This window comes from Pseudomonas sp. GW822-FHT04C11, from assembly GCF_058800905.1.
The window spans coordinates 77,779-91,328 of the sequence record NZ_JBXAMS010000022.1 but is presented as its reverse complement, the minus strand read 5'-3'; the positions used below and the strand labels follow the sequence as shown (position 1 = coordinate 91,328).

13 protein-coding genes are annotated in these 13,550 nt (G+C 59.1%); 2 read left to right on the top strand and 11 right to left on the bottom strand.

What is annotated here, in order from left to right; genetic code table 11:
• Complete coding sequence (gene peaB / locus AC1RJ3_RS27290) at positions 1 to 1,431, bottom strand: quinohemoprotein amine dehydrogenase maturation protein (protein ID WP_493081535.1); 1,431 nt, start codon at positions 1,429 to 1,431, stop codon at positions 1 to 3.
• 93 nt (positions 1,432 to 1,524) lie between these two features.
• Entirely contained in the window at positions 1,525 to 3,105 is a 1,581-nt protein-coding gene (peaA, locus tag AC1RJ3_RS27285; protein WP_493081533.1) for a quinohemoprotein amine dehydrogenase subunit alpha, read from the bottom strand.
• 313 nt (positions 3,106 to 3,418) lie between these two features.
• Here peaA and AC1RJ3_RS27280 point away from each other — a divergent pair, with 313 nt between their 5' ends.
• Both AC1RJ3_RS27280 and AC1RJ3_RS27275 read left to right on the top strand, forming a co-directional pair.
• Positions 3,419 to 4,090 carry an HAD family hydrolase gene (locus AC1RJ3_RS27280; RefSeq protein ID WP_493081531.1) on the top strand — a complete coding sequence of 224 codons (672 nt, stop codon included), beginning with the start codon at positions 3,419 to 3,421 and terminating at the stop codon, positions 4,088 to 4,090.
• A gap of 146 nt (positions 4,091 to 4,236) precedes the next feature.
• Positions 4,237 to 5,727, top strand: coding sequence for an aldehyde dehydrogenase family protein (locus AC1RJ3_RS27275; protein WP_493081529.1), 1,491 nt, complete (start codon positions 4,237 to 4,239; stop codon positions 5,725 to 5,727).
• A gap of 134 nt (positions 5,728 to 5,861) precedes the next feature.
• Here AC1RJ3_RS27275 and AC1RJ3_RS27270 read toward each other — a convergent pair whose 3' ends face one another.
• The 9 genes from AC1RJ3_RS27270 to AC1RJ3_RS27230 all read right to left on the bottom strand — a co-directional run bounded on the left by AC1RJ3_RS27270 (position 5,862) and on the right by AC1RJ3_RS27230 (position 13,364).
• Positions 5,862 to 6,662: a transglutaminase family protein gene (locus tag AC1RJ3_RS27270; RefSeq protein WP_493081527.1), complete on the bottom strand. Its 801-nt coding sequence runs from the start codon at positions 6,660 to 6,662 to the stop codon at positions 5,862 to 5,864.
• A complete protein-coding gene (locus AC1RJ3_RS27265) occupies positions 6,659 to 7,609 on the bottom strand; it encodes an alpha-E domain-containing protein (RefSeq protein ID WP_216743253.1) in 951 nt (316 codons plus the stop codon). The genes AC1RJ3_RS27270 and AC1RJ3_RS27265 overlap by 4 nt, the downstream gene beginning before the upstream one ends.
• Positions 7,610 to 7,621: 12 nt before the next feature.
• Positions 7,622 to 9,031 carry a circularly permuted type 2 ATP-grasp protein gene (locus AC1RJ3_RS27260; RefSeq protein ID WP_103317616.1) on the bottom strand — a complete coding sequence of 470 codons (1,410 nt, stop codon included), beginning with the start codon at positions 9,029 to 9,031 and terminating at the stop codon, positions 7,622 to 7,624.
• 302 nt (positions 9,032 to 9,333) lie between these two features.
• The gene (locus AC1RJ3_RS27255) at positions 9,334 to 9,675 is read right to left on the bottom strand and encodes a ribonuclease E inhibitor RraB (RefSeq protein ID WP_019689386.1); all 342 of its coding nucleotides are present in this window, start codon (positions 9,673 to 9,675) and stop codon (positions 9,334 to 9,336) included.
• Positions 9,676 to 9,886: 211 nt separating this feature from the next.
• The gene (locus tag AC1RJ3_RS27250) at positions 9,887 to 10,123 is read right to left on the bottom strand and encodes a hypothetical protein (protein WP_054593316.1); all 237 of its coding nucleotides are present in this window, start codon (positions 10,121 to 10,123) and stop codon (positions 9,887 to 9,889) included.
• Positions 10,124 to 10,260: 137 nt separating this feature from the next.
• The gene (locus AC1RJ3_RS27245; protein ID WP_493081524.1) at positions 10,261 to 10,866 is read right to left on the bottom strand and encodes an START domain-containing protein; all 606 of its coding nucleotides are present in this window, start codon (positions 10,864 to 10,866) and stop codon (positions 10,261 to 10,263) included.
• A 41-nt stretch (positions 10,867 to 10,907) separates the two neighbouring features.
• Positions 10,908 to 11,162: a YkgJ family cysteine cluster protein gene (locus AC1RJ3_RS27240; protein ID WP_347927500.1), complete on the bottom strand. Its 255-nt coding sequence runs from the start codon at positions 11,160 to 11,162 to the stop codon at positions 10,908 to 10,910.
• A 167-nt stretch (positions 11,163 to 11,329) separates the two neighbouring features.
• Positions 11,330 to 11,833, bottom strand: coding sequence for a translation initiation factor 2 (locus AC1RJ3_RS27235; RefSeq protein WP_493081522.1), 504 nt, complete (start codon positions 11,831 to 11,833; stop codon positions 11,330 to 11,332).
• A 91-nt stretch (positions 11,834 to 11,924) separates the two neighbouring features.
• Positions 11,925 to 13,364 carry an aminotransferase-like domain-containing protein gene (locus tag AC1RJ3_RS27230; RefSeq protein ID WP_054593319.1) on the bottom strand — a complete coding sequence of 480 codons (1,440 nt, stop codon included), beginning with the start codon at positions 13,362 to 13,364 and terminating at the stop codon, positions 11,925 to 11,927.
• Between the last annotated feature and the right edge of the window lie 186 nt (positions 13,365 to 13,550).

Sequence of the window (13,550 nt, the reverse complement as noted above, 5' to 3'; positions counted from 1 at the left end):
TCAGTGAGCCTTGCGCGGAGTGATGTAACTGCTGATAAACGCAGGGTTGTGAGCCATGATCCGGGTGTAGACCTCAATGCCGAAGTCGACCCAGTCACGCATCAGTTCGCAGTAGTGATAGGTCGGATGAGTCGGGTCGCCATAACGGGCGTAGCTCTCGTGGTAGCAGCCACCGGAACACAGGTTGCGGATCTGGCAGTCTTCGCAGCCGGTGTTGGTCCGGTCCAGGCGCTGGGACAGGAAATCGTTCAACTCAACCTGTTTCACGCCGCTGTGGACGTTGCCGAAGGTCGGCAATGACGAACCGGTGAAACGGTGGCAGAGGTTGAGTTCGCCCTTGTGATCCACCGCCAGCATCTTCAGCCCGGCGCCACACGGCAGGGCTTTCTTGTGGCCCTCGTGGATGTCGGTGATCAACTGGTGCAGGTTGGAAAAACCGATGTTGCGATGCTCCAGCGCCGCTTGCAGATAACGCCGGCCGAGTTTTTTCATGTTGGCGAAGACTTCGATCAGTTCGTCGCTCGACAGGTTGAAGCTGCTGATGTCACCCGAGGTCACCGGGGCAAAACCGACTTCGGCAAAACCCAGCTCGTTAAACAAGTGATCCCAGATGGTCTCGACGTCGGTGACGCCAGTGGTCAGGGTCACGCGCGCGCCAACCGGGCGGCTGTTATAGCGCGACAGCAACATCTCGGCCTTGCGCCGGACCACGTCATAGGTGCCCTGCCCGCCCACGGTGATGCGGTTGCGGTCGTGCACGGTTTTCGGTCCGTCGATGCTCACCGACAAACCAAAGCGATGGGCATTCAGGTAATCGACCGTTTCCTCGGTGAGCAGCGTGGCGTTGGTGGTCATGACGAACTCGACGAACTTGCCGGCCTCGGCAAAACGCTTCTCGCAATAGTCGACCATGTACTCGATCAGTTTGCGATTGCTCAACGGCTCGCCACCGAAGAACACCACGGTGAAACGCTCTTCGTCAGGGGATTCGCGCAGCAGCATTTCCACTGACGCGACGGCGGTGTCGACGTCCATCTTCTTGCCGGCCGACGGCTTGTCGAGGTCTTCCTTGTAGCAATAGGTGCAGCTCAGGTTGCAGCCAGTATTGACGTTGAGCACCACGGTGTTGATCGCCGTGCGTTCGACCCGTTTGGTGCCGATGTCCGGGGTCAGCGGCGAGCCGTCGCTGACCAGTTCCAGGGAGATCAACTCGCGCAGGGTTTCGCTGATTTCTTCACCGTTGAAGCGTGCCGCCAAGCGCTCGATCAAGTCCTCAGAGGAACAGCCAGGACCGCGCAAGGTATCGATGATGGTCCCGGTCAGCTCATCGCTGGCGAACAGCGAACTGCTGGGGATATGGAACAGCATGCGGTCGGCATCGACATGCACTTCGTGCAGATTGCGCTCGACCAGATTCAAAATGGCGCCCATTACAACCTCCTGTGCAAACCCCGTTTGGCGAGGCCTGCGGTCATTCCTGAAAAGTGTCCGAAACCGTTACGTCAGCCAGCTCACGTTTTCAAATCAGGGAATGGGTGGATTGTTCCAGCGTTGCACGGTGACGATCATGTGGCCCTCGCCGGTCAGGGATTTCCCTGCGTCGTCGACGGCGGCGATCACCTTGAGGTTGCCGGCGTTGTTGGTGGACATCTTGCGCGCAGGGTTCGGCCCGGCATCGCCAGGGGTGAACACGCCGCTGTCGGCCTGCATGGTGCCGGCGAACTTGACGTCCTGATCTTCCTTGGCGCGGTCATCAAAGGCTTCGACCTTCCATTGCGCCGGAAACACACCAATGCGGTACGGCTTGCCATCGACGCCTTTGCCCCAGGCTTCGGCGTCAAAACGGCCCTGGACTTTCGGCGTCGAGCCGCCACCCTCACCGATCCGCGCTACCGAAAACTCCGGCACCACCTTGACCTCGGCAATCTGGCTGTAGACCGCCAGCGTCGCGCCTTTCAAGTTGCCAATCGTGACCTCGCGCGCGCCCGGCTTGGCGTCGGCGGCGGCTTTGAGCCTGACCTTGATGCGCTCCGGACTTTGCTCCAGCACTTGCGCCACTTGCACACCTCTGCCGAAGTTCGGCGTGCCTTGCAGGCCGCTGCCGATCAGGGTGACTTCAGTCTCGCTACCGACCTTGAGGTAACCCGGCTGCACCGCCAGCAAACGGCTGGAACCCTGTTTGACGGCGATAAAGTCGAGGCCGCGTTCATCGTGTTCGGCTTCAAACATCCGGCCTTGCAGCTCAGTGCCCTTGGCGGCAAACACCTGGCGCATGACCACCCCGTCGATGGTCACGTTGCCGCGCCATTCATACCCGCTGTAGAGAATCGCGCTGCCGTCGCCGTTGAACGGGCTGCCATCGGCGTATTGGCCTTTGACCGTGACCTTGAACTGGTCGGCGCCCGAGGCGCTGACGCTCATCACGCCGGCCAGTTCACCCTTGCCCGGCAAGTGGCCGCTGAAACTCCAGTCGCCCACCAGCGCGTCGGCTTTCGGTGCGGTTTTCTGCCAGTTTTTCCAGGCCGGGTTGTCCAGCGGATAGCGCTTGGCCAACAGCGGCACCATGTCTTTACGGGCAATGTCGAACCAGTCACGGTCGCGGGCCAGCGCCTGGTACTCCAGGGACGGCCATTGGCCGAGGTGGAAGTTCACCAGACGTTCCCACTCCTGGGCAGGCCGCCGTTGCAGGGCGATTCGCGCGCCGGAGTGGCAGCGACCGCACATCTGACTGGTCTGGTCGTCGAAATGCTCGACAGTGTTGAGCCGACGCTCCAGCGCATAACGCACGCCATCGGTTTCGCTCGGTGCCAGGCCCTGGGTATCGGCGAGGTATTTGACCAGCGTGCGACGGTCCTCATCACTGATCTGCAAACCATGCATGGTCTGCATCCGGGCGATGCTCATCAGCCAGCCTTCGGGGGTTTTGCGCTGGTGGCTGATACGGCTCAAGGCATTGCCGGCTTCAGGGGTGTGACAGCCCTGACAGGTTTCCTTGAGAATGCTTTGGGCGTCACGCGCCGCCATGCTTTGCGGAGCATGCAGGGCGGCACACGCAGCGAGCGCCAGCAGACTGGCGCTCATGCCTGATCGGAGTTTTCTCTTCATCAACGTCGAACCTCGCACGGTGCTTTCTTATTTTTTGAATGATCGTTTTCAGGGTCTCTGCCGTCGGCGAGCCGGTCGCTGACGGAGGCAGGAGAAACGTCTGCGAAGGAGCAATACACGGAGCGTGCCAGCTTATTAATAGCCTTTAAAATCAATCAATTAGCCATAAACAATGGATTTTGATCACTGCTGAAAAAGGTCCGCGGCGTCTAATATCGCGACAACTGTTGCACTCTGAGACGAGCATAGATGACGCCCTGCGTATACGATGGCCCGCTATCCGCTTAACCGCTTCAGCTACGGGAACTGCGCCATGCTCAATGCCTTGCTCTTCGACCTCGACGGCACCCTGACCGACACCGATGCGCTCCATCTGCTGGCGCTGCAACAGCTGTTGCTGGAGGAGGATGGTCGGGTCTTCAGCAAAGCCGAGTTCGAAGCCCATGTCAGTGGCCAGGCCAACGCCAACATGTGTCGCTACCTGTTCCCGGACCGCTCGGTGGCCGAGCGCGAAGCGTTCGCCGAACGCAAGGAAGTGCGTTTCCGTGAACTGTCGCCGCAACTGACACCGATTGCCGGGCTGGTGCGCTTACTGGATTTCGCCAAGGAACAAAACATCGGCATCGCCGTGGTGACCAACGCGCCAAGGGCCAACGCCGATCACATGCTGCAAGCACTGGGTCTGCGTGAGCGTTTCGAACATATCATGGTCGCCGAGGAACTGCCCCGCGCCAAACCCGATCCCCTGCCCTACCTCACCGGCCTCGAACGTTTGCAGGCCAGCGCCGAAGTGACCCTGGCGTTCGAAGACTCGATCCCCGGCTTGACAGCGGCAGTGAACGCCGGGATTTTCACCGTGGGCCTGGTGACCAGCCAACGCCGCGAGACGCTGCTGGCAGCCGGCGCGCATCTGGTGATCGAGGACTTTGACGATCCGCAGCTGTGGGCGGTGATTGATCGCATGTTGAGCCGTCAAGGGTTATAGCTGTCTCACCCGTGTCTCAGTTTGCAACAACGCCGTGCGCTCCTCTCTGCTGTATTTGGCCCTGGACCCCGCCAAATACAGCCCTTCGGTAAACTGGCACAACCGTTGCGAAAGACCTCGTCACACGAACAAGACGAGGTCTTACCATGCCACTCCCTTATCTGCTTCCTGCCGTTTCGGCGTTCATCCAGCGCGCCCCACGCATGCTGATCGGCGCCGAGTGGGTCGAGGCCGCCGACGGCCAGACCATGCCCTTGCACAACCCGGCAACCGGCGAAGTGCTGTGCGTTGTCCCGAAGGCTACGCCAGACGACGTTGATCGCGCCGTGCTCGCCGCGCGTCATGCGTTCGATGATTCGGCCTGGACCCGCACCCGACCTCGGGAGCGGCAAAACCTGTTGTGGAAACTCGCTGACCTGATGGAACGCGACGCTGAACTGCTCGCGCAGCTGGAATGCCTGAACAACGGTAAAAGCGCGGCCATGGCGCAAGTCATGGATGTGCAGCTGTCCATCGACTTCCTGCGCTACATGGCCGGTTGGGCGACCAAGATCGAAGGCTCCAGCGTTGAAGTCTCGCTGCCATTGATGCCCGATGATCAATTCCACAGTTTTATCCGCCGTGAAGCGGTGGGTGTGGTCGGCGCCATCGTTGCCTGGAACTTCCCGCTGCTGCTGGCCTGCTGGAAACTCGGCCCGGCCCTGGCGACCGGTTGCACCGTGGTACTGAAACCGGCGGATGAAACGCCGCTGACCGCATTGAAACTCGCCGAGCTGGTGCTGGAAGCCGGCTACCCGAGCGGAGTATTCAACGTAGTCACCGGCACCGGGATCACCGCAGGTTCCGCGCTGACCCATAACCCATTAGTGGACAAACTGACCTTCACCGGCTCCACCGCCGTCGGCAAGCAGATCGGCAAGATCGCCATGGACTCCATGACCCGGGTCACCCTGGAGCTGGGCGGTAAATCGCCGACCATCGTCATGGCCGACGCCAACCTCGGCAGTGCCGCTGCCGGGGCGGCCAGCGCGATCTTCTTCAACCAGGGCCAGGTCTGCTGCGCAGGTTCGCGGCTCTATGTGCAGCGCAAACATTTCGACAATGTGGTGGCCGACATTGCCGGCATCGCCAACGCGATGAAGCTCGGCAATGGCCTGGACCCGAGCATCGACATGGGCCCGCTGATCTCGGCGCGCCAGCAAGAGCGGGTGTACAACTACATTGAAATGGGCCGTGAAAGCGGCGCGACCATTGCCTGTGGCGGTGAGCAATTCGGCCCCGGGTTCTTCGTCAAACCGACGGTGATTGTCGACGTCGATCAAAAGCATTCGCTGGTTCAGGAAGAGATCTTTGGCCCGGTGCTGGTGGCGATTCCGTTCGATGACGAAGCCGATGCATTGCGCATGGCCAATGACAGTCCGTATGGCTTGGGGGCGAGTATCTGGTCCAACGACCTGGCGGCCGTGCACCGGATGATTCCCCGGATCAAGTCCGGTTCGGTCTGGGTTAACTGTCACAGCGCCCTCGACCCGGCACTGCCATTTGGCGGTTACAAGATGTCCGGCGTGGGCCGGGAGATGGGGTATGCGGCGATCGAGCATTACACCGAGTTGAAATCGGTGTTGATCAAACTCTAAAACAACCCTTATCGATCATTCCCACGCTCCCGCGTGGGAATGCATCCCGTAACGCTCTGCGTCACATCCAGAGCCGAACGCGGAGCGTCCGTGGCGGCGTTACCACGCGGAGCGTGGGAACGATCAGGGACGGGCTACTGCTGTTGCACTGAGATCACCGGCGTCGGCGCGACGAACACCTTGGCGTGCATCTGCTCCCCGCCGCCACGACGCATGCCGCGTACCGGGCAGGCATCGAGATAGTCGAGGCCCACCGCCAGTTTCAGATGACGCTCGGGCTTGGCCAGTTCATTGGTGACATCGAAGCTGTACCACGCGTCATCGAGCCAGGCTTCAGCCCAGGCGTGACTGGCCAGGTGTTCGCTATTTTCGCTGAACAGATAACCCGACACATACCGCGCTGGAATCCCCAGGCTGCGCGTGCAGGCAAGAAACGCATGGGCGTGATCCTGGCAGACCCCGGCGCGCCCGGCGAACGCTTGAGCGGCGCTGGTGTCGACTTCGGTGGAGCCCGGCGTGTAGGTCATGTGCTGGTTGAGGCCATGCATCAAGTCGATCAACGCTGTGCGATCGCGCCGTTGGTGACATTGCTTCTCGGCGAATGCGCGTAACGCTTCATCCGCCTCGGTCAGTCGAGTGAAACGCAAGAACGGCAGCGCTGACTGGCTCTCATGCTCAGCCTCACGCAACTCATCAATGTCCACCAGCCCTCGTGCGCCGATGATGATCGCCTCATGCGGCTCGTCCATCGTCAGCACATGCAGGATGTTGCCAAACGGATCGAGTTGCGCACGCACTGGCCGTGGCAGGTCGAGCCGCCAGCTCAGTACGTGCTGACGCTCGCTGTCGTGAGGCGTCAATCGCAAATACTGGATACTTGCCCGCACCTGATCTTCATAGTGATAGGTGGTCTCGTGGCTAATGGAAAGTCTCATGCAGCCTCCAGATAGGAACTGTGTATGGCGTTGCCCAACTGGCGCACCAGCGGGATGAACTCGGTCAGCCAGGCGTGCAGGCCTTCGTCGAGGATTTCGTTGATACCGGTGTAACGCAGCCGCGCATCCACTTCTGCTGCCAGACGTTGCGCAGGACGGCCATTGGTCCCCGGCAGGCTGGCGAGGATCTGGTCGATTTCCTCAGTGCAGGCACGCAGCGAACGCGGTACGTCGGCACGTAGCAGCAACAGCTCGGCGACGTGCCTCGCGCCAGGCGCGTCGCGGTAGATCTCGGTGTACGCCTCGAACGACGACAAGGCCCGCAGCAACGCACTCCACTGGTAATACGCGTGGGCCGTACCATCGCTGACCGCCTCGGCCTGATCACCGGCCATTTCGTAGCGGGCATCGAGCAGGCGCAGCGTGTTGTCGGCCCTTTCGATGAAGGTCCCCAGGCGAATGAAGCGAAAGGCATCGTTGCGCATGATGGTGCCGTAGCACGCGCCCCGGAACAGGTGGGAACGTTCTTTGATCCACTCGCAGAAACGGCTCATGCCATAGCGACTGAGGCCCTGTTCGGCGATACCGCGAATCTCCAGCCAGGTTGCGTTGATGTTTTCCCACATGTCGGCGGTAATCCGCCCACGCACTGCGTGAGCACTGGCCCGCGCGGCGCCGAGGCAACTGTAGATGCTGGCCGGGTTCGCTGCATCCAGGGCGAAGAAGTGCAGCAAACGCTCGGCATGCAATTGACCGTGGCGCTCAAGGTAATCGTCCAGCGTGCCGGTGATCAGCAAGGGCATCGCCAATTCGTGCAGACCATCGCCGCGCCCATCCTGCGGCATCAATGACAGCGAATAACTGATGTCGAGCATCCGTGCGAGGTTTTCCGCCCGTTCCAGGTAACGCGACATCCAGTACAAATCCGAGGCGGTTCTACTTAACATGGCAGGCTTCCTTCAATCCTCGACCACCCAGGTGTCCTTGGTTCCGCCACCCTGGGACGAATTGACCACCAGGGATCCTTCGCGCAGGGCTACACGGGTAAGGCCACCGGGTACGACCCGGGTTTCGCGGCCAGACAGGACAAACGGACGCAAGTCGATGTGCCGCGGCGCGATGCCGTTTTCGACAAACGTCGGGCAGGTCGACAGGGACAACGTCGGTTGGGCGATATACGCGTGGGGCTTGGCCTTGATGCGTGCGCGGAACGCTTCGATTTCGGCGGCGGTGGCCGCGGGCCCGACCAGCATTCCGTAACCACCGGAACCCTGGGTTTCCTTGACCACCAGCTCAGGCAGGTTCGCCAACACGTGAGAAAGCTCTGACGGGTTGCGACACTGCCAGGTCGGCACGTTCTTCAGGATTGGTTCTTCGTCCAGGTAGAAACGAATCATCTCGGTCACGAACGGATAAACCGACTTGTCGTCCGCGACACCGGTGCCGATGGCATTTGCCAGCACCACATTGCCGGAGCGATAGGACGACAGCAGTCCTGGAACGCCGAGCATCGAATCCGGATTGAACGCCAACGGATCGAGGAAAGCATCGTCGAGGCGACGGTAGATCACGTCGACGGCTTTCGGCCCGTCCGTGGTGCGCATGAACACCTTGTCGTCGCGCACAAACAGGTCCGCGCCTTCCACCAGCTCCACGCCCATCTCCCGCGCCAGAAACGCGTGCTCGAAGAACGCACTGTTGAAGCGCCCGGGAGTCAGTACCACGACACTCGGATTGTCCAGCGGGCTGGAGCTTTTCAGCGTGTCGAGCAACAGGTTCGGGTAATGATCGATGGGCGCGATGCGCTGGGCGGCGAACAACTCGGGGAAGAGCCGCATCATCATCTTGCGGTCTTCGAGCATGTAGCTGACGCCACTGGGCGTGCGCAAATTGTCTTCGAGCACGTAGTACGTGCCGTCGCCATCGCGCACCAGATCGACGCCAGAGATGTGCGAATAGATATCGCGGTGCAGATCCAGCCCTTGCATGGCGAGCTGGTATTGCTCGTTGGCCAGCACTTGTTCGGCCGGGATGATGCCGGCCTTGATGATGCGCTGCTCGTGATACAGGTCGGCGAGGAACATGTTCAATGCCTTGACCCGCTGAATACAGCCGCGCTCAACGATCCGCCATTCGCTGGCGGGGATGCTGCGGGGAATGGTGTCGAAGGGAATCAGGCGCTCTGTCCCCTGCTCATCACCATAGAGCGTGAAGGTTATCCCGGCACGATGAAATAACAGATCGGCCTCGCGTCGCCGTTGTGCCAAAAGCTCGTCAGGCGTTTCAGCTAACCAACGGGCGAACTCCCGATAGTGCGGGCGGACCAGGCCGCCAGCGTCGTACATTTCATCAAAATAGGTGCGGATCATGCCGTACTCCTTGTCACCCGGACACCTGGACTTCGCAAGGCCCGTGCCAGTGGCATAAACGCTTTACTATCAATCGGTTGGCTAATCACCGAAGACACGCCGCACCAATCCTGTGCAGTAAATGCCCCAACCCGTTCGTCCCCCGCTTCATTGCGAAGCAATGCTCATGGTCAATACCCGCCTAGCCAGAGTTGATTTCACGGCCTGTGTGCGGTTGCGATCCTTTGACTTCTCAATGTCCGAAAACGAAAACGGCCAACCCTGAGGTCAGCCGTTGCTGAGTGTTGTCGCTGTTCATAGTGTTATGCGAGTAGCCCTCGTACCTCCTGCTTGACGCCCCATCCTTCGATAATCCCCCCCAAAGGCTCGACCACCGCCTCAAAGTCCTGTTCAAAGTCACCGATGCCGCCATAAGTGGCGTACATCACCTTGCTCAACTCCAAATGCCAGGCACCGTCATCACGCACGCTGACCTGCGCATTCAAGGACTCACCGCGAAAATGCCCTGCCGCCCTGCGTGCCCGCTCCTCATCCGGAAAAATGGCGTAGAACTCGATGGGATGGAACCGTGAAAAATCAAAACCGCCTTCTTTCATGCGGCGCAGCACACTGCTGCTGATGTCTTCTTGATAGGCTGTGCTCATGAAACGTCCTCCTCAAACTGATGGATAGACTTTCCGTACTCCCTGCGCCCGCAACCGAATGGTGAGGGCGATACGGCAATCAAATTGCCGCCGGGAAACAAGCATGTAGCTGACAAGACCAGACCTTAGCGATCCATTCGCTGATCTCGTTTGCAGAGTAGCCCCAAGTCAGAGTTGCTGCCAAGGCCTGTTTGCGAGTCGCATCAAGTGGTTATGCAATTGGAGTGATACTGAGAATTTCAATGCTGTTCTGATCTTTCAGGCTTTTGACCGTCGGGTCCTCGGTTCGCCCCTCCAGATCATTGAGATCGAGCTCGGCCGGAACAGGGAGGAGTTTTGAGCGAATCAATTGCGCGGCCCGCTCCATCGTGGGTTTTTGTTCGCAATCGAATTGCTCCACGGTCTGCACGCCGTGATCATCTACGAAGGTGACTTCCCACTTTTGCATCGGTGCCTCCTTGGTAAAACCCACAGATGGGCTTACAACATCTCGACCCCGAATACCGGAAAATCGTTCCTCCTGAATCCATCGGTTTGATATGAAAAAGGCCGCCGGTTGGCAGCCTCTTTGCGAAAAGCACGGCATTACTTCTCGGCGCGTGCTTTCAGGGCTTTCAAGGTATTGAAGGGGGCGTCGACCACAAACTTGTTGGCCAGCCAGGACGGCACGCTACCACCTGGTTCGGTGTGAACCTGATAGGTCACTTCGACCTGGTCCGCGCCTTTTGGAACAAGTTTCCAGAAACCCTGGACCTGGGTGACACGAACAAAGCCTTTTTCTTCAGGCAGGTAGGTCGGTACGCCTTCAAGCTTACGCGTCAGGCTGCCATCGGCGCCTTCGACAGTAGTCACGTGCAATACCGAGTCACGAGCAGTCACCGGCCATGGGGTGCTGAACTGCGTGTAGGTCCAGCTTTGATCGCCTTCGTGCTTGAGCAACTTCTGCACCTTGCACTCATGAATCCAGGCACACGCGCCAGACACGTCTTCCTGAAGCGCGCGCAACTTGGCCACGGAGGTCTTCATTACGGTCACACCGCGGTAGGCCTTGTACTGAGACCCGGCGACTTCACTCAGGGAAACCTTGATTCCGTCCTCATCCTTGGCAGTTTTCCAGTCTTCGGCCTGGGCTGTCGTGGCCAACAGAACGGTCAAACCACACAACACAGCGATACGATGCAGCGAACCCATAGTCTTATTCCTTATTGTTGAAGTTCCGTTCGTTGAACACACTACGCCGCGGTCATTTTCTCCCACCAACCGATCAACTTGATGGCTTCTTCCCGGCTGTTGCCACACACCTCGACATCCGCCTGAAACGCGCCACAGACCGCCGGCCGTTCAGGCTTGCCGAAAATACGGCACAGATTATCGACAGACAGTTGCACACAACGTTCTCCCGCCGCTTTGCCGTTTGGCATGCCGGGGATGGGTGTGCTGATGGAAGGGGCAATGCAACAGGCGCCACAGCCTTCACGGCAGTTCATGACGACACGCTCCTCGCGACGGGTAATGTGTTGGATAACGTGGACTAGAGTACCCGCTAAAACAGCCGTTTGAAATTGGCCGGATAGAGGTTTTTCGCTCAAACACGCGTGACTGACCAGTCTCCGACCAAGCGTCAGGTGCGCGGGTCACAGAGCAATGTGCGATTTTACTGCTTGAACTGGAATTCCAGTGCCGCACCGTCGACCTCTCGGTGCTCTTCCTTGCGCATTTGCAACTGCATTTCGTTACTGAGCAGGCGACCGTTAAGCTGGAACGGGCTGTCAGCCTTGATTTTTTCACCAAACATGGGCGGCAGCAAAGGGGCATGTTTGACTAGCGGAACAGTGCCAACAGGTTGTAACTGCTTAACCATGTCCGGCGGCAGGCTCAAATCCAGCTTGGCTGGAGGCAAGTACGTGGTTCTGACCACCTCGCTCGCGGATTTTGATTTTGAGGCAATGGGTGGGCGTTTCTTTTGTGACTTCGGCTTCTTTACTGCTTCGGCCTTTTTGGCTGGTATGTGTTTTTTTGTCGGCACAACGGGCTTTGCCTTCACCTCAGAAGTGCTGATGCCCCCTTTATCCGGGGCGACCGCAGCTATTGCGCTACCCGGCATGAAGACACTCAAGAGGCACGCCAACATCAAACCAGCAGGAAAAATCGCTTTCATGAACACTACAGCGCTAACGGCAGAGGGCCATATGCTCGCTTGTTGTAAGGCTCCTGACAAGCTCGCATAGCAATCCAGCCCCTGGTGCACGTCAAAAACCGCCAGCCGTCTCCTGACAAAGCTGAGTGGCCAGCATCCCGAGTGTCATCAGCGCCCGCTCGGCCTCACGATTCCACGGCGTGCCGCAGTTCAAGCGAATGCAGTGATTGAATTGTTCGGTGTTACTGAAAATCAGCCCCGGCGCGATACTGATGCCCTGCTGCAACGCACGGACATGCAGTTCCTGCGTATTGACCCGCCCCGGCAGGCTGACCCATAGAATGAAGCCACCCGTGGGCCGGGTTATCTGAGTTCCCTCAGGGAAATACTGCTGTACCGCCAACTGGAAGGCGCTGAGGTTCTTGCGGTATTCCTGGCGAATGTAGCGCAAATGACGATCGTAGCCGCCGTTCTCCAGATAGGCTGCGATCCCCATCTGCGTCACGCTGCACGCCGAATGGGTGCTGAAGGTCTGCAGCCGCTGGATTTCCTGCTGGTACTTGCCGGCAATCATCCAGCCGATGCGCACACCGGGTGACAGGGTCTTGGAGAAACTTGAGCAATAGATGACCCGATCCAGCCGGTCATAGGCTTTCAGCGATTTGGTACGGCCTTGCTCGAACATCAGTTCGCCGTAAATATCGTCTTCGACCACTTGGATATCGAAGTCCGAAGCCAGACGCAGCAGCTGTTTTTGCCGCTCTTCCGGCATGGTGCCACCCAGTGGGTTGCTCAGGCGCGTGGTCAGCACCAACGCCTTGATCGACCACTGGTTGGCGGCCAGTTGCAAGGCTTCCAGACTCATGCCCGTCGCCGGGTCACTGGGGATCTCGATGACTTTCAAACCCAACAAATCGGCAAGCTGCAACAAGCCGTAGTAGGTCGGCGACTCAGCCGCGATCAGATCGCCAGGACGCGTCAGGACGCGCAACGACATTTGCAGCGCATCGACGCAACCATGGGTGATGACCACTTCCGATGGGTCGACCACTACACCGGCATCACGCATGCGGATCGCCACCTGGCGACGCAACGGTTCAAAACCCGGACTGAACATGTAACTGAACGCCCGCGGGCTGTGAAACCGCGTGACCTTGGCCAATTGCTGGTGCAGTGCCCGTACCGGCAGATAGTCGACACTGGGCACCGCAGCACCTAGCGGGAACACCCCTTCGCGACGCGACTCGACCAACACTTGCTGAATGATACTGCTGCGCGTGACCAGGCCGGGACGTTCGACACGCGCGATATCCGGCGTCGGCGCGGTCAGTGCCGGGGTCTGGTGGACGTAGTAACCCGACTGCGGGCGTGCGCGAATCAGCCCCTGATCTTCGAGGTTGGCATATGCCTGAAGCACCGTCGCGTGGCTGACATTGAGCTGCGAGCTCATTTTGCGCACAGAAGGCACGCGCTCGCCGGGCTGATAGACACCACGCCGGATATCCTCAGCCAATTGCTGAGCGATTCGTTGATAGAGCAAGAGATTGGTCATGACGCAGCACTCGATTTCACGGGCATTTTATTCTTGTGTGAAACTTTACCGGAACAGTTTAGAAGTGTACTGGGACAGTTGCCACAATAGTCGACCATACAGTGCAGTGACAGCAAAAACTGTACTGCTTTTTTGGATATGGCGCGATCCAATTCGCAGGCAAAAAAAACCCGGCACCGCTGAGGG